The organism is Mycobacterium sp. MAA66, from assembly GCF_041261665.1.
Taxonomy (GTDB): domain Bacteria; phylum Actinomycetota; class Actinomycetes; order Mycobacteriales; family Mycobacteriaceae; genus Mycobacterium.
On sequence record NZ_JBGCCC010000002.1, the window covers coordinates 247,051 to 262,490 of the forward strand.

At 65.4% G+C, this 15,440-nt stretch carries 15 protein-coding genes; 7 read left to right on the top strand and 8 right to left on the bottom strand.

Translation table 11 applies throughout. From position 1 onward, the window contains the following. The first annotated feature begins 15 nt into the window (after positions 1-15). Complete coding sequence (locus ABIA30_RS07650) at positions 16-906, top strand: TauD/TfdA dioxygenase family protein (RefSeq protein WP_370063809.1); 891 nt, start codon at positions 16-18, stop codon at positions 904-906. Between the two features lie 88 nt (positions 907-994). Further along, positions 995-1,996 carry an alpha/beta hydrolase gene (locus ABIA30_RS07655; RefSeq protein WP_370063811.1) on the top strand — a complete coding sequence of 334 codons (1,002 nt, stop codon included), beginning with the start codon at positions 995-997 and terminating at the stop codon, positions 1,994-1,996. Between the two features lie 8 nt (positions 1,997-2,004). On the opposite strand, the gene ABIA30_RS07660 is transcribed toward ABIA30_RS07655, so the two are convergent. The 3 genes from ABIA30_RS07660 to guaB all read right to left on the bottom strand — a co-directional run bounded on the left by ABIA30_RS07660 (position 2,005) and on the right by guaB (position 6,572). After that, a complete protein-coding gene (locus ABIA30_RS07660; protein WP_370063813.1) occupies positions 2,005-3,729 on the bottom strand; it encodes a GMC oxidoreductase in 1,725 nt (574 codons plus the stop codon). A 65-nt stretch (positions 3,730-3,794) separates the two neighbouring features. After that, the gene (locus ABIA30_RS07665; RefSeq protein ID WP_370065434.1) at positions 3,795-4,922 is read right to left on the bottom strand and encodes a GuaB3 family IMP dehydrogenase-related protein; all 1,128 of its coding nucleotides are present in this window, start codon (positions 4,920-4,922) and stop codon (positions 3,795-3,797) included. Between the two features lie 108 nt (positions 4,923-5,030). Further along, entirely contained in the window at positions 5,031-6,572 is a 1,542-nt protein-coding gene (guaB, locus tag ABIA30_RS07670; protein WP_370063815.1) for an IMP dehydrogenase, read from the bottom strand. Between the two features lie 154 nt (positions 6,573-6,726). On the opposite strand from guaB, the gene ABIA30_RS07675 reads away from it, so the two are divergent. Continuing rightward, positions 6,727-7,131, top strand: a complete 405-nt coding sequence (locus ABIA30_RS07675; protein ID WP_370063816.1) for a DUF5319 domain-containing protein — start codon at positions 6,727-6,729, stop codon at positions 7,129-7,131. Positions 7,132-7,150: 19 nt separating this feature from the next. Here ABIA30_RS07675 and ABIA30_RS07680 read toward each other — a convergent pair whose 3' ends face one another. From ABIA30_RS07680 to ABIA30_RS07690, 3 genes are all read right to left on the bottom strand, one after another. After that, a complete protein-coding gene (locus ABIA30_RS07680; protein ID WP_370063817.1) occupies positions 7,151-8,398 on the bottom strand; it encodes an anti-sigma-D factor RsdA in 1,248 nt (415 codons plus the stop codon). Further along, a complete protein-coding gene (locus ABIA30_RS07685; protein ID WP_370063818.1) occupies positions 8,391-8,969 on the bottom strand; it encodes a sigma-70 family RNA polymerase sigma factor in 579 nt (192 codons plus the stop codon). Before ABIA30_RS07685 ends, ABIA30_RS07680 begins: the two co-directional genes overlap by 8 nt. 85 nt (positions 8,970-9,054) lie before the next feature. Then, positions 9,055-9,834 (bottom strand): hypothetical protein, encoded by a 780-nt coding sequence (locus ABIA30_RS07690; RefSeq protein WP_370063819.1) that lies wholly within the window; start codon positions 9,832-9,834, stop codon positions 9,055-9,057. 410 nt (positions 9,835-10,244) lie between these two features. Here ABIA30_RS07690 and ABIA30_RS07695 point away from each other — a divergent pair, with 410 nt between their 5' ends. Then, entirely contained in the window at positions 10,245-10,535 is a 291-nt protein-coding gene (locus ABIA30_RS07695) for a WhiB family transcriptional regulator (RefSeq protein WP_370063820.1), read from the top strand. Positions 10,536-10,583: 48 nt separating this feature from the next. On the opposite strand, the gene ABIA30_RS07700 is transcribed toward ABIA30_RS07695, so the two are convergent. Together ABIA30_RS07700 and ABIA30_RS07705 are read right to left on the bottom strand one after the other, a co-directional pair. Then, complete coding sequence (locus ABIA30_RS07700) at positions 10,584-11,717, bottom strand: HoxN/HupN/NixA family nickel/cobalt transporter (RefSeq protein WP_370063821.1); 1,134 nt, start codon at positions 11,715-11,717, stop codon at positions 10,584-10,586. Further along, positions 11,714-12,484 (bottom strand): DUF6390 family protein, encoded by a 771-nt coding sequence (locus ABIA30_RS07705; RefSeq protein ID WP_370063822.1) that lies wholly within the window; start codon positions 12,482-12,484, stop codon positions 11,714-11,716. The genes ABIA30_RS07700 and ABIA30_RS07705 overlap by 4 nt, the downstream gene beginning before the upstream one ends. 364 nt (positions 12,485-12,848) lie before the next feature. On the opposite strand from ABIA30_RS07705, the gene ABIA30_RS07710 reads away from it, so the two are divergent. The 3 genes from ABIA30_RS07710 (at position 12,849) to ABIA30_RS07720 (ending at position 15,395) form a co-directional block, all read left to right on the top strand. After that, entirely contained in the window at positions 12,849-13,184 is a 336-nt protein-coding gene (locus tag ABIA30_RS07710; RefSeq protein WP_370063823.1) for a hydrogenase maturation nickel metallochaperone HypA, read from the top strand. A 30-nt stretch (positions 13,185-13,214) separates the two neighbouring features. Then, positions 13,215-14,012, top strand: coding sequence for a hydrogenase nickel incorporation protein HypB (gene hypB, locus ABIA30_RS07715; RefSeq protein ID WP_370063824.1), 798 nt, complete (start codon positions 13,215-13,217; stop codon positions 14,010-14,012). Between the two features lie 327 nt (positions 14,013-14,339). After that, complete coding sequence (locus tag ABIA30_RS07720; RefSeq protein ID WP_370063825.1) at positions 14,340-15,395, top strand: hydrogenase expression protein HypE; 1,056 nt, start codon at positions 14,340-14,342, stop codon at positions 15,393-15,395. Positions 15,396-15,440 lie beyond the last annotated feature (45 nt).

Sequence of the window (15,440 nt, forward strand, 5' to 3'; positions counted from 1 at the left end):
ATCGAGAGGAACACCATGACCAACGTGCAGACTCCCCAGCTCACCGTCACCAAGCTGACCAGCAAGATCGGTGCTGTCGTGGGCGGGGTACGCCTCGGCGGCGAGCTGTCGCCCGACACCGTCGCCGAGATCAGGGCCGCACTGCTCAAGCACAAGGTGATCTTCTTCCGCGGCCAGGACCACCTCGATGACGCACAGCAGCAGGCCTTCGGTGAACTGATGGGCACCTTGGTCGGCCACCACGCGATGAAGCGCACGGACGCGCCGAACATCACGCCGATCGACTCCGAGTACGGCAAGGCCAACCGCTGGCACACCGACGTCACGTTCGCCCCCGACTACCCCTCCGCATCGATCCTGCGGGCCGTCACCCTGCCCGAATACGGCGGATCGACGCTGTGGGCCAACACCGCCGCGGCCTACGAAGACCTGCCCGAACCGCTCAAGGCACTGGTCGAGAACCTGCGCGCCGTGCATTCCAACCGGTTCGACTACATCAAGGACGTCACCGTCGATGTGCCTGAACTGACCGACGAGCAGCAGGGCTACCAGGAGGCGTTCCAGAAGCCCGACTTCCGCACCGAGCACCCGGTGGTTCGGGTGCATCCCGAGACCGGCGAGCGCGCCCTGGTGGCCGGCAACTTCGTCCGGGGCTTCGCCGGGCTGGACAGCTACGAGTCGGCGACGCTACTCGAACTGCTGCAGCGCCGAATCACCATGAACGAGAACACCGTTCGTTGGAATTGGGCCCTGGGTGACGTCGCGATGTGGGACAACCGGGCCACCCAGCACCGCGCGGTGGACGACTACGACGGCCAGTACCGGCTGATGCACCGCGTCACCCTGACCGGCGACGTTCCGGTCGACGTGCACGGCGAGCCCAGCCGCGTGATCAGCGCTGCCTGAACACGATTGGGCGCGCTTTGTTTCGTCAGAGATACAAAGCGCGCCCAAATCCTGGCAAGACCGCTGCCACCCACTAGCGTTGTAGCCGATGACGAAGTTGCTTACCGGCGTTGCGGGGGTATCCGGTGCGGCAGCGCTTGCGGTTGCGGCCTTACTGGGGCGCCGCTACCTGTCCATGCGCGATGCCATCGCAACGGTCCCGCCCGAATTCCGTAGTCCGCTGTTGGTGCTCTCGGTGGAAACCAACGCGCGGTCGCTCAAGTTCAACCGTTTCACAAACGGTGCCATCCCCACTCCCTGCGGGCCCGGAGTGTCATCGACCGTGCACGAGGCCGGTGATCCGTCGGTACCGGTCCTGCTCATCACCCCGGACGGCATGCGCCGACGCCCAGGAGTGCTCTACATCCACGGCGGCGGCATGGTCCTGGGTTCGGCGAAAGCCGAGGCCATCGCCAGCGGACGAGTGGCCCGCGAGCTCAACGCCGTCGTCGCCTCGCCCGACTACCGACTGGCACCCGAGTATCCGTACCCGGCCGCCATCGATGACTGCATGGCCGCGCTGCGCTGGATGCACGACAACGCCGACGAACTCGGCATCGACCCGGCACGACTGGCAGTCACCGGGTCCAGCGCCGGCGGTGGACTGTCGGCGTCCGTCGCACAACGCGCCTACGACGAAGGCATCACCTTGTGCGCGCAGGTGATGGTCGCCCCCATGCTCGACGACCGTTCCGCCCTGCTCGATCACAGTCCCCGCGGCCGACTGCTCTGGACAACGGCATCGAACCGATTCGGCTGGACCTCATACCTGGGCCAGGAGCCGCGGCCGGACGACAACCGCCCGTACATCGCCGCCGCCCGCCGTGAAGATCTCACCGGCCTGGCCCCCGCCTGGATCGGAGTCGGTGAACTCGACCTGTTCCATGACGAGTCGGTCGACTACGCACAACGACTGCAGGCTGCCGGGGTGCCGTGCGAACTGGTCACCGTGCCCGGCATGTACCACGGCGCAGAGGGACTGGTCCCACACGCCACCGCGATGCGTGAGTTTCTGAACGCCGGGACTGATTTCCTCCGGAAATACCTCTAGGTTCTCGGTCAGACCGGAGTGATCGGCAGCCGCCGCAGAGCGCCCGGCGCATCGGCCGGAACGACAGGATGCGCCGGCGTCACCGGATCCATCCGCTGATACGGCTCGCCTTGCGCCGGACGGCTGTCGTCCTCGCCCTTGTTCGGCCACAGCGACGCAGCCCGCTCGGCTTGCGCGGCAATCGAAAGTGACGGATTCACACCGAGATTCGCCGAGATGGCCGCGCCGTCGGTGACGTAGAGGGTCGGGTAGTTGTACACCCGGTGGTACGGGTCGATGACCCCACTGGCAGCGGTGTCCCCGATCGCCGCGCCGCCCAGGAAATGCGCGGTCAGCGGGATGTTGAACAGCTCGCCCCAGGTGCCGCCGGCGATGCCGCCGACCTTCTCGGCCATGCGACGGGTCGCCTCATTACCGACCGGAATCCAGGTCGGGTTGGGCTCGCCGTGCCCTTGTTTCGAGGACATGATCCGGACGCCGCCGGGCCCGCGCTTGGTGAACGTGGTGATGGAGTTGTCCAGGTGCTGCATCACCAGGGCGATCACCGTCCGCTCGCTCCAGTGCTGCGGGTTGAGCAGCCGGATCAGCTCACGCGGGTCCTCGCCGGCCTGGTTCAGGAACTGCTTCCACCGCGGCACATCAGTGCCTTTCGGGCCCGCGCCGTCGGTCATCAGCGTCTGCAGCATGCCCATCGCATTGGAGCCCTTGCCATACCGCACCGGTTCGATGTGGGTGTCCGGGGTCGGGTGGATCGACGACGTGATGGCCACCCCGTGAGTGAGATCCATGTCCGAGGGAACCGACCGGGTCTGGGCGCCCACGATCGACTCCGAGTTGGTCCGGGTCAGCACCCCGAGCTTGTCGGACAACTTGGTCAGCTTGCCGGTGTCGCGCACCTTGAACAACAGCTTCTGGGTGTTGTAGGTGCCGGCCGCGACGATCAGGTACTTGGCCGTGAAGGTGCGCTTACCGCGGCGGACCCGGCCGTTGGTGCGACGGGTCGCAACCTCCCACAGCCCGTCGCCCCGCTGCTCGAAACTGGTCACCGTGGTGAGCGGATGTACTTGCGCCCCAGCCTTTTCCGCCAAGCCCAGGTAGTTCTTCACCAAGGTGTTCTTGGCACCGTGCCGGCACCCGGTCATGCATTCGCCGCACTCGATGCAACCCGTTCGGGCCGGGCCGGCGCCGCCGAAGTAGGGATCGGGCACCGTTGTGCCGGGCAGCTTCTCACCGTCGGGCCCGAAGAAGACGCCCACCGGAGTGGCCACAAAGGTGTCACCACAACCCATGTCGTCGGCAACCTCTTTGACGATGCGGTCGGCATCGGTGAAGGTCGGGTTCTTGACCACTCCGAGCATGCGCTGGGCCTGCTCGTAATGCGGCATCAGCTCGGCACGCCAGTCGGTGATGCCCTTCCACTGCGGGTCGTTGAAGAACGGGTCCGGCGGGATGTACAGGGTGTTCGCGTAGTTCAGCGAGCCGCCGCCGACCCCGGCGCCGGCCAGGATCATCACGTTGCGCAGCAGGTGGATGCGCTGGATGCCGTACATGCCGAATTTGGGCGCCCACAAGAACTTTCGCAGATCCCACGAGGTCTTGGCGAAGTCGGCGTCCGCGTAGCGGGGCCCGGCCTCGAGCACCCCCACCCGGTAGCCCTTCTCGGTCAGTCGCAGGGCGCTGACGCTGCCCCCGAACCCCGAGCCGATGATCAAGACGTCGTAGTCAGGCTCCATGGCAAAAGTATGAACCTACCGCCCGGTAACCAGCTACCAAGGCCACCCTAACCCGGCAAACCCGATCAGCTCCCGACGGTCAGGCCGACCTTCTGGAATTCCTTCAGATCGCAGTAGCCGGCCTTGGCCATGGACCGGCGCAGGCCGCCGACCAGGTTGACCGAACCGAACGGATCGTCAGACGGGCCGCCCAGCACCTGCTCCAGCTTGGGCCGCTCGCCGAGGGCGACCTGCAACAGAGCACCGCGCGGCAGCGACGGGTGCGCGGCCGCGTTGGGCCAGAACCAGCCATCACCGGGCGCCTCGGCGGCGGCGGCCAGCGGGGTGCCCAGCACGACGGCGTCGGCACCACAGGCGATGGCCTTGGCCAGATCGCCGGAGGTGTGGATGTCACCGTCGGCCAGCACGTGTACGTACCGACCGCCGGTCTCATCGAGGTACTCGCGGCGGGCCGCGGCGGCATCGGCGATCGCGGTGGCCATCGGCACGCTGATACCCAACACCTGATCGCTGGTGGTAACCCCCGCAGTGGAGCCATAGCCGACGATGACGCCGGCCGCGCCGGTGCGCATCAGGTGCAACGCGGTGCGATGGTCGAGCACCCCACCTGCCACCACCGGCACGTCCAGTTCCGAGATGAAGGTCTTCAGGTTCAGCGGCTCACCGTCGGACACCACCCGCTCGGCCGAGATGATGGTGCCCTGAATGACCAACAGGTCGATTCCGGCCGCCACCAGCGTCGGGGTCAGTGCCTGGGCGTTCTGCGGGCTGACCCGCACCGCCGTGGTGACCCCGGCCTCGCGGATCCGGGCCACCGCGGCGCCCAACAGGTCGAGATTCAGCGGCGCGGAGTGCAGCTGCTGCAGCAGCCGGACGGCCGCCGACGGGTCCGGCTCCTTGGCCGCGGTCTCGACCACCTGGGCGAGCTTGTCCTCGACGTCGGCATGGCGGCCGATCAGACCCTCGCCATTGAGTACGCCGAGACCGCCGAGACGGCCCATCTCGATGGCGAACTCCGGTGACACCAGCGCGTCGGTCGGATGCGCCATGACCGGAATGTCGAACCGGTAGGCATCCAGCTGCCAGGCCGTGGACACATCCTGACTGGAGCGGGTGCGACGTGACGGCACGATGTTGATGTCATCGAGTTCGTAGGTACGACGGGCGGTACGGCCCATGCCGATTTCAACCATGTCACGCATGGAGCAAGCCTCTAACTTTCTTTCGCGAAACCGACGTCTCGGCCAGTTCTACTCGCATTTTTGGCCCATTTTTCCGTTTGGGCGAATGACGGGCAGCGCTCAGCGCGCGTAGTAGTTGGGCGCTTCGACGGTCATCGCGACGTCGTGCGGGTGGCTTTCCTTCAGGCCCGCAGCGGTGATCTGCACGAATTGCGCCTGTTGCAGTTGCTCGATGCTGGCCGAGCCGGTGTATCCCATGGCGGCACGCAGGCCACCGGTGAGCTGGTGGATCACCGTCGAGAGCGGGCCCCGGAACGGCACCCGGCCCTCGATGCCCTCGGGCACCAGCTTGTCCTCAGAGAGCACATCGTCCTGGAAGTAGCGGTCCTTGGAGTAGGACTTGCCCTGACCACGGCCCTGCATGGCGCCCAGCGAGCCCATGCCCCGGTAGCTCTTGAACTGCTTGCCGTTGACGAAGATCAGCTCACCGGGCGACTCGGCGGTGCCGGCCAGCAGCGAACCCAGCATCGCGGTGGACGCACCGGCTGCCAGCGCCTTGGCGATGTCACCGGAGTACTGCAGGCCACCGTCGGCGATCACCGGCACTCCGTAGGGCCGGCAGGCCGCCGTGGCCTCCAGGATCGCAGTGATCTGCGGAGCGCCGACGCCGGCGACCACTCGGGTGGTGCAGATCGAGCCCGGTCCGACGCCCACCTTGACTGCGTCGGCTCCGGCCTCGCACAGGGCGGCGGCCGCCGAACGGGTGGCGACGTTTCCGCCCACCACCTCGACCTTCGCGCCGACGGCCTGCTTGAGCCGGGCCACCATGTCCAGCACACCCCGGTTGTGGGCATGGGCGGTATCCACGATCAGCACATCCACGCCGGCGTCGGCCAATGTCATGGCCCGGTTCCAGGCGTCGTCACCTACGCCGACCGCGGCGCCGACCAGCAGCCGGCCGTCGCTGTCCTTGGTGGCCAGCGGGAACTGCTCGGTCTTGACGAAGTCCTTGACGGTGATCAGCCCGGTCAGCCGGCCGTGCCCGTCGACGATCGGCAGCTTCTCGATCTTGTGCCGGCGGAGCAGCCCCAGGGCCGCCTCGGCGGACACGCCCTCCTGGGCGGTGATCAGCGGCGCCTTGGTCATCACCTCGACCACCGGCTTGTTCTGGTCGACCTCGAAGCGCATATCGCGGTTGGTGATGATCCCGACGAGCTGCCCAGCCTCATCCACCACGGGCAGACCCGAGATCCGGAACCGCGCGCACATGGCGTCGACCTCTGCCAGCGTGTTGTCCGGCGAGCAGGTGACCGGGTCGGTGACCATGCCGGCCTCAGACCGCTTGACGGTTTCGACTTGGGCGGCCTGCTCGGTGAGCGGCAGGTTGCGGTGCAGGACGCCCATGCCGCCCGCACGGGCCATCGCGATGGCCATCCGCGACTCGGTGACGGTATCCATGGCCGAGCTGACCAGCGGCACCCGCAGCCGGATGTTCCGGGTCAACTGACTGGAAGTGTCCGCAGTGGCCGGGATGATGTCGGACGCGGCAGGCAGCAACAGCACATCGTCGAAGGTCAGCCCGAGCATCGCGATCTTGGTCGGATCGTCTCCACCGGTCGGTACCGGAACGGAGATGGGAACGCTGCTTTCAGCGATCGACATGGGTGAGGCCTCCCGGCAGACACTGTCGTGGAACTAAAAAGCCATTCTATCGGCACCGAAGCCGACCGTTGACGGCCCGCCTCGGCAACCGTCCAGCGGGACACCCGCCGCTATCCGCTGGCGCGATACCTGTGGTGATAAGTAGGGTGGAGCCGTGCGTGACCACCTGCCGCCGGGGCTGCCGCCCGATCCGTTCGCCGACGATCCTTGTGACCCGTCGGCGGCTTTGGATGCACTAGAACCAGGTCAGCCACTGGATCCCCAGGAACGGATGGCGGTCGAGGCCGACCTGGCAGACCTGGCTGTCTACGAAACGCTGTTGGCCCACAAGGGCATCCGCGGCCTGGTCGTCTGTTGCGATGAGTGTCAGCAGGATCACTACCACGACTGGGACATGCTGCGGGCCAACCTGCTGCAACTGCTGGTCGACGGCACGGTCCGCCCGCACGAGCCGGCCTACGACCCCGAGCCCGATGCCTACGTCACCTGGGATTATTGCCGCGGTTATGCCGATGCCTCGCTGAACGAGGCCACGTCGGAACCCGACGGCTACCGCTGATCTCGACCCAGACGCTGCGTCAGTGCTGACTGGTCGGCCGCGGCAGCGCGGGCAATCCCGGCAGCTGACCCAACACACCCGAGCCGTGTGACGGCGACATGTCCCGCGACGGCGTCGTCGCGACCGTCGTGACGGGTGAGGGAATCGCGATCGGTGAGGTCGAAGTGGTCGTTTGGGTCACAGTCACGCTGGTAGCCACAGGCGTGTCGGCCGTGGCAGCGGCCGGCGCCTGAGACGTTGTCGGCGTGTTGGTGGCCGCGCTCGTGGTCGGCGACGGTGATGGCGACGCCGATGACGAGGTCGACGGCGCGGAAGACGACGATGACGCAGTCGACGATGGCGATGCCGATGGCGACGAAGCTGTCGAGGACGCCGACTCCGAAGACGAGGTCGACGACGGAGTCGCCGCAACCGAACTCGTCGGCGTGGCGGTCTCGGCCGTCGACGGAGCCGAGGAGGACGTGGAAGACGGCGGAGTCGAGGTGGTGCCGTCCGGCGGAATGGAGGTGGTGCCGTCCGGCGAACTCGACGTGCTGGTCGTTTCGGTCGACGTGCTCTGCGTCGTCGAGGAGGCCGACGAAGACCCGGCCGGCGGCACGATAACCGGCACCGGCAGCAGCGTCAGCGGCGAGGACGGTAGCGGTGGCAGCGGCTCACCGGCCGGCGGCAGCATCGCGGCGGGATTCTGCTCAACGACCTTGTAGGTCAACGCATTCCACTGCTCGATCAACTGTTGTTTGTGCTCGGGGGCATCGACGCTCTGCACCTTCGGACTCAACTGTTGGAGTTTGTCCTGAGCCTGCTCCCACTGCCCCTGGTCGATCAGGGTCTGGACCTGTTGCATCTCGGTCTGCGCAGCAAGCATCACCTGGTCATCGCTGACCCGCTGGGTTCCGAACAACGCGGTGCGCGCACCGTAGAAGGTGTCGCCCGGATCGGCGCCGTAGATCGCCGCCCCGAACCCTCCGATACACAACAGCGCCGCAGCGGTCGAACCGACGGCCAACCACGACCCACGCGAATGTCGTTTGGTCAGACCAGCATTGAGCGCGGACACCGCATCGCGGGCCGTCACCGGGACGGTCGGGGCGGGGTCACGAACAGTGTCGCGCCAGTCGGCGAGCAGGAAGGCCAACTCCGCCTCAGCGGGGTCGGTCGAGTACACCGGTTGTTTCGCGGCGAGCGCGTCCAGGAAACGGTCGGCCCGGTTGATCTCGTTCAGCGACGGATCACCGCCGCTGGGCTTGCACCCTCCGAAGTCAGGCATGGCCACGCTCCGTGGCGGCGATCTCGGACTTCAGCTTGGCCAGCGCCCGGTGCTGGGCGACCCGCACCGCGCCCGGTGTGCTCCCGACCGCCTCAGCCGTCTCCTCGGCGCTCATCCCGACCACGACGCGCAGGATCACGATCTCGCGCTGTTTGTCCGGCAACACCGCCAACAGCCGGTCCATTCGGGCCGCCGAGTCAGCGTCGAGTGCCAACTGTTCCGGGCCCGCCTCCGTTGACGGCCGGTCCGGCAGGGTGTCGGTGGCGTCGGCCCGGTTGCGGCCGGCGGCCCGGTGCGCGTCGGCCACCTTGTGCGCGGCGATGCCGTACACAAAGGCCAGGAACGGACGTCCCTGGTCCTTGTACCGCGGCAGCGCCGTGATCACGGCTAAGCACACCTCCTGAGCCACATCGTCGGCCGAGTATCCACTGCGTTCCGTGGCGCCGACACGTGCGCGGCAGTAACGCAGCACGATCGGGCGAACGGTTTCCAAAACCGTCCGCAGCGCATCGCGATCGCCGGCGACAGCATCAGCAACGACAGCATCGAGACCTTCTCCCGAAAATGTCATCGTGCGCGATATCTCCAGCGTTACGGACGTGGCCGGCCAACAGGGTGTCAGCTAAACAGTAGTGAATGCTCAGACGTGGTCGGCGTCACCGACCCGTCCACATTCCTCCCCTGTCGCGCACCGTGTTCGCCGCGGCATCGCGGATCCGGGCGATCTCGGCCACGCTGTGATCGGCGCTGCCAATGTCGCCGAGCAGGCAGGACAGCGCCCAAACCAGCGGAACCAAGCCGAGATCCTGGGCGGCCCGCAGGGCGCGGTCGGCCACCACCCGAGACTCGTCGAACCGGCCGGCGCTGCACAACGCCGCGGCATGCACCACGTCGGATTTGACGGTGTGCCGCGCCGAGCCGAACGAGGCGGCCAGGTGCACTGCGCGTTCGGCGTGTTCGACCGAGACCGAACCGGCACCACTGACCATCGCCAGTTCGGCATTGACCCACGCCAACCGCACCCGCAGACGCGGCTCGCCGCTGTCCTCGACGTGTGACTGGGCCCGCTGCAACAGCCGGTCCGACGCGGCGAACCGCCCCACCCCCAGCGCATCGGCGGCCAAGCCGATCAGCGCATCGGCCCTCGATTCCGGGTCGGTGGCCAGCGCCCAGGCCTGGCCGTCCAGGGTGCGGGCCAGATCGTGTCCGCCGAGTTGGCGCAGAAACGATGCCCGGGTGCTCAGCGTCAGCGAGGCGAGCGGTCCGCGGGTCAGCCGCCGCAGCGTTTCCAGATCGGCCAGGGCGCTCGCGTACCTGCCCTGGCCTCCGGCGGCGATCGCGCGCCACCACAGCTCACGAGCCGAACTGGCGCGCGGCAAGGGCCAAGACTGCGGTGTGTGGCCGAACGCGGCCTCGGCGAGCATCGCGGTTGTCATCGGATCCGCACGGTATCAACGCCTGCGTGTAACCCAACGCACAGGTTGCCCGAGCAACTTTGGTTAACAGTTTGTGCGCAGCACGTTAACAGCATGTCAATCGCTTAGTGGTGCTTACTAAAAATGTTGAATTAACCACCTGGGCGAATTTTCCGCGAACTGCGACTATGCGCTACTTCGAATATTGCAGAATTCGTTGCCATAGTCGGTAAACCCCGATCAGATGAACATGAAGTAAACTCTTGAGCTGGGATTATGTCCTTTCGCACAGCGCGGGGCTATTGACTGAATTTCCCAGCTCCTTCTAGTTTGTGTGCACGAGTAGTCATTGGCGACTAGCACTCGGATCATTTCCAAGATTCACGCGCTCCGCAGGCAAGCGACAGGATGCGCAGGGAGGAGTTATCCCAATGCCACAGCCGCAGCAGCTACCAGGACCTAACGCCGACATCTGGGATTGGCAGATGCAGGGTGTTTGCCGGGGCGTCGACTCTTCGGTGTTCTTCCATCCGGACGGCGAGCGCGGCCGGGCCCGGGCTCAGCGTGAATTGCGCGCCAAAGAAATGTGCCGGGCCTGCCCGGTGATCACCCAGTGCCGAACGCACGCACTGGCCGTCGGAGAGCCGTACGGCATCTGGGGCGGGCTCAGCGAAAGCGAACGTGACCTGTTGCTGAAACGAGGCATTCGCCGCGCGTCGTAGCACTTCTGTGCACAGGTGGCTCCATCCTCGCGGATGGGGCCACTTTTGTTACCGACTCACTGCGTCCGCGGACGGAGGCGATACGTTGGCCGACCACTTTTCTTCGATCTTGCCGTAGCGCCAAATCAGCAGGGACGCAATCCATGTGACCGCGAAGAGCCCGACGATGACGAAGCCCAGAAAGTTCATGTCAAGGCCGTTGATCCAGTCCCAAAAGCTGCCCGTCCAGTTGAGCTGCTGAGCCAGCAGACCGAGCAATTCGACACCGCCGATGATGAGGGCGACCGCGATCGACAGGCCGGTGATGGTGATGTTGTAGTAGACCTTGCGGACGGGTTTGAGGAACGCCCAACCGTAGGCGAAATTCATGAACGTGCCGTCGGCGGTGTCCAGCAGACTCATGCCGGCGGCGAACAATATCGGCAGACACAGGATCGCGTACCAGGGCAGCCCGGCGGCAGCACTGGTGCCGGCCAGCACCAGCAGGGCGACTTCGGTGGCGGTGTCGAAGCCAAGACCGAACAGCACCCCAACCGGATATATCTGCCAGGGCTTGGTGATCGACTTCATCAGGCCGCCGAACATCCGGTTCATCAATCCCCGCTTGTTGAGCTGGTCTTCGAGTTCGGCTTCGTCGTAGCTGCCCGAACGCATTTCCCGGAACACCTTCATGATGCCGACCAGAATCACGATGTTGATGATCGCGATGAGCAGTAGGAAAACGCCCGACACACTGGTGCCGATCAGCCCGGTGTAGTGGTGCAGCGCCGAGCCGTCATCCTCGACAGGCCCGATGATCGCCTTGACGCCGATCGAGAGCAGCAGAGCGAGCCCGAACACGACGGTGGAATGCCCCAACGAGAAGTAGAAGCCCACCGACAAAGGCCGTTGCCCGTCCGCCATCAGCTTCCGGGTCGTGTTGTCGATTGCCGAAATATGGTCGGCGTCAAAGGCATGCCGTAATCCGAGCGTGTACGCGGTCAAGCCCACTCCCAACCCCAGGGTCTTGTCGCCCAGATTGAAGTGTTGCGGGGCCACGAACGCAGCCAGGGTGATCCAGCCGATCAGATGCAGCACCACGATCACGCCGACCATAACCGCCATCCGCAGCCATTCATCCCGGCTCAGTGCCGCCCTGACCGTCGCCAATCGGGACCGTCTGGTTTCCCCTGCGGCCGTCATGGGTAGTCCACCTCCTGCAGCCGCTGATTGGTGACGCGCAGCTGGCGTACTGTGCTGTCCTGCAGCGCCCGATCCTGATTCGGGGTGAGCCTCCCGCAGAGCCGACCCCAATGCACCGCGACTCGATCGCCCACACCCACGTCGGGCAGCGCGCTGTATCCGTCCTCCCAGATGTCCAGTCGCAGGGGCGACGGTTCAGATAATCGGAGTTCGTGACCGTCCCACGACAGCCGGCGCGCCTGCACCTCGACATCGCCACCGGACCTGGAAAGCACAGTGGCCCAACTGATTCGACAGTTCTCCAGGATCCGTAGCGGATGCTCGTCCAGTCCCCGGCCAAGCAGCCGAGACCACGGGTACACCCCGAACACATGGAAACTGTGGTTGGCCGCCGCTTCTTCGGTGAGGTCCGCAGTCAGATGCGACCAGTACTGACCAACACGCGGTCCGATGACGGCAAGCAGTTCGCGTGCGAACTCCCCGGGATCCAGTCCGGCCCCGACACCGCCACCAAGCCAATAGGATTCGACGAGCCGGTGATCGAGCGGGTCGGCAATCCCGGTCATCTTGGACAGCACTTGCAGGTACGGCCAGGCGCCCGAGAATTTCTGGGCCGCGGCGCGCACCCGCGTAGCGGATCCACTACGCAAATCGGCCGGCTCCGGCGGACCGCAGTAACCAAGATGATTGGGGGCGTACGCATAACGCGCGAACATCTCGGCGCCTCGATCGTCCACGGCGCTGGGAACCGCCGGCGTCGGTGTCACCCCGGAACACCTTGACCGGCGAGGCTGACGGCGTCGAGGTATGTCCGGCCGAGAAACGCAAGGCACATCATGACTTCCCTTCCGGTCGGTCCCACGATCCGGCACGCGGTCGCGATCAGCTTTGCCTTCAGCCGCAGAAAGACTGTGCGCGCGGTGGGCCTGCCGTGCGCATCTGGTCGGTAGCTACCAGGCTAGTTCGCTGACACCACCCTCGACAATCAGAATTTCGCATACCGGGTTTGCGATCTTCCACGCGCATTCATACCTGCGAGCCAGGGCTGAGGGATAGCGTTGATACACGTTCCGGAGCAGTCCTGCGGCGAGTGGGACGAGCACCGGTCAGGTGGAGGCGCGGTGAAGTTCAGTGCATGAGCTGTCGCTATGTCAAGCAATCGCCGGTGTCGTGAGGCCGTACGCCGCCGACAAACACGTCGACGTGGTACGAGTGCAGGTCGGCGCCCTCCGGCAAGTAGTTCCCGACTCATTGTCCTTCTGCTGGAGCCTGATTCGCGAATACGAGTGCATGCCCGATGCTCGGCTCGAGCTAGAGATGGTCCCGGCTGAAGTGGCATGCCGGTCATGCGGGCAGCAGTCACAGATCGCGTCGCGCTGGTCCATATGTTGCCCGGCATGCGACAGCGGAGACGTCCAGGTGCTCAGCGGCAATGAGTTCCAGGTGACGTCCCTAGACGTGTCCTGACAGACCGACGTTCCATGAGAGGTGTCCACGATGGGTAGGTTTCACCGGCACGACGACGGCACGGTCCACACCCACGAACACGAGGACCACGATCACCACCATGACGACCACGACCACGGGGACCACAGCGGCTACGAAACCGGGTCGCAACGGATCGACGTGCTGGAATCGATCTTCGCCGAGAACGACGTGCGGGCAAACATAAACCGGAATATGTTCGAGAGCAACGGGATTCGCACGCTCAATCTGATGAGCTCCCCCGGATCCGGCAAGACGACGGTACTGGCCGCAACGCTCGACGAGCTCGCCGGCGACATCGCCGTCGGAGTCATCGAGGGCGATATCGCGACCGACCTCGACGCGGCCAAGCTCGCAGGCCGAGGCGCGCAGGTGTCGCTGCTCAATACCGACAACGGCTTCGGCGGCGAATGTCACCTGGATGCGCCGATGGTCAATCGGGCGCTGCAGGGTCTGGATCTCACGCGCCTTGATCTGGTCATCGTCGAAAATGTCGGCAATCTGGTCTGCCCGGCCGAGTTCGACGTCGGCGAGCACGCCAAGGCGATGGTCTACTCGCTCACCGAGGGCGAAGACAAGCCGCTGAAGTACCCGGTGATGTTCCGCGCGGTGGACGTGGTGCTGCTCAACAAGATCGATCTGGCACCGTATCTCGATGCCGACATCGACACCTATGTCGCACATGTGCGGATGGTCAATCCCAGCGCGACGATCCTGCCGGTGAGCGCCCGGACGGGTGCGGGCATGACGGAATGGTTCGGTTGGCTACGCCGGTTCGCCGCCGGCGCAGCGACCACCGCCGCCAAGTGAGGTCCGCGGTCCGCCGATCAACGAGACCAATGGCCGGACCGCAAACTGAATTGTTTTGAATCCGAGCAATTTTCGCTAGGTCTGTGTCGATCTCGACGACACGGTCAGATTGACGTCGATGCCAATTGGTAAACGGACTCGCGGCCCCCGCGTATCGGTTCGCTGGCAGGTTACCTCGCACCGTTGACAAGCCAATTTCCCCGGAGTAGACCGGAGAACAGCGCCGCGTATCGGGCCGAACGTCGACTCCTGCGGCGAATGGGATTCAGCAACCAGTCCCCGAAAGTTCGACGTAGGGACCCAGCCCGTCCCGGAAAGAACTGCGATATGCCTACTTCGGCAGCAGTCAAGGCAGAGTCGGCGTTGATCCACGTGCTATGGATCAACGCCGGTCTGAGTTGTGATGGCGATTCCGTGGCGCTGACTGCCGCCACTCAGCCCAGCATCGAGGAGATCGCGCTCGGCGCGCTCCCCGGTCTACCCAAAATCGCCGTGCATTGGCCTCTTATCGACTTCGAATGCGGACCGAATGGAGGCGCGGACGACTTCCTCGAATGGTTCTTCCGGGCCGATCGGGGCGAACTGGAACCGTTCGTACTGGTTGTCGAGGGATCGATACCCAACGAGCAGTTGCACACCGAGGGCTACTGGTGCGGGTTCGGCAACGACCCCGCCACCGGGCAGCCGATGACCACCAGCGAGTGGCTGGATCGATTGACACCCAAGGCAACTGCGGTGGTCGCCGTCGGCACCTGTGCCACCTACGGGGGTATCCACGCGATGGCCGGTAACCCCACCGGCGCAATGGGTGTGCCCGACTACCTCGGGTGGGATTGGAAGAGCAAGGCGGGTATCCCCATCGTCTGCGTCCCGGGCTGCCCGATACAGCCCGACAACCTGGCAGAGACGCTGACCTATCTGCTGTACATGGCGACCGACCAGGCGCCGATGATTCCGCTGGACGAAGCATTGCGGCCGACCTGGCTGTTCGGCGCGACCGTGCACGAAGGCTGTGACCGGGCCGGCTACTACGAACAGGGCGACTTCGCGCACGAGTACGGATCGCCCAAATGCATTGTCAAACTGGGGTGTTGGGGCCCGGTCGTCAAGTGCAACGTACCGAAGCGGGGTTGGATCAACGGCATCGGCGGCTGTCCGAACGTGGGCGGCATCTGCATCGGCTGCACCATGCCGGGATTCCCGGACAAGTTCATGCCCTTCATGGACGAGCCGCCCGGCGGCAAGGTGTCCACCGCCGCATCCGGTCTGTACGGATCGGTGATCCGCAGCTTGCGCCACGTCACCGGCCGCACCGTCGACAAGGAACCACATTGGCGCCACCGCGGCACGAAGCTGGAAACGGGAGCGACCCGCACCTGGTAGGTGCGGGGTTCCCCGCCGCTCTGCCACCGGCAAGGCGAAAAAGTA

Coding starts and splice junctions, on each gene's coding strand:
- ABIA30_RS07700 (WP_370063821.1), bottom strand. CDS start 11,717: ATGACGGCCGCAGGGGAAACCAGACGGTCCCGATTGGCGACGGTCAGG.
- ABIA30_RS07690 (WP_370063819.1), bottom strand. CDS start 9,834: ATGACAACCGCGATGCTCGCCGAGGCCGCGTTCGGCCACACACCGCAG.
- hypB (WP_370063824.1), top strand. CDS start 13,215: ATGGGTAGGTTTCACCGGCACGACGACGGCACGGTCCACACCCACGAA.
- ABIA30_RS07660 (WP_370063813.1), bottom strand. CDS start 3,729: ATGGAGCCTGACTACGACGTCTTGATCATCGGCTCGGGGTTCGGGGGC.
- ABIA30_RS07650 (WP_370063809.1), top strand. CDS start 16: ATGACCAACGTGCAGACTCCCCAGCTCACCGTCACCAAGCTGACCAGC.
- ABIA30_RS07720 (WP_370063825.1), top strand. CDS start 14,340: ATGCCTACTTCGGCAGCAGTCAAGGCAGAGTCGGCGTTGATCCACGTG.
- ABIA30_RS07655 (WP_370063811.1), top strand. CDS start 995: ATGACGAAGTTGCTTACCGGCGTTGCGGGGGTATCCGGTGCGGCAGCG.
- guaB (WP_370063815.1), bottom strand. CDS start 6,572: ATGTCGATCGCTGAAAGCAGCGTTCCCATCTCCGTTCCGGTACCGACC.
- ABIA30_RS07665 (WP_370065434.1), bottom strand. CDS start 4,922: ATGGTTGAAATCGGCATGGGCCGTACCGCCCGTCGTACCTACGAACTC.
- ABIA30_RS07685 (WP_370063818.1), bottom strand. CDS start 8,969: ATGACATTTTCGGGAGAAGGTCTCGATGCTGTCGTTGCTGATGCTGTC.
- ABIA30_RS07695 (WP_370063820.1), top strand. CDS start 10,245: ATGCCACAGCCGCAGCAGCTACCAGGACCTAACGCCGACATCTGGGAT.
- ABIA30_RS07680 (WP_370063817.1), bottom strand. CDS start 8,398: ATGCCTGACTTCGGAGGGTGCAAGCCCAGCGGCGGTGATCCGTCGCTG.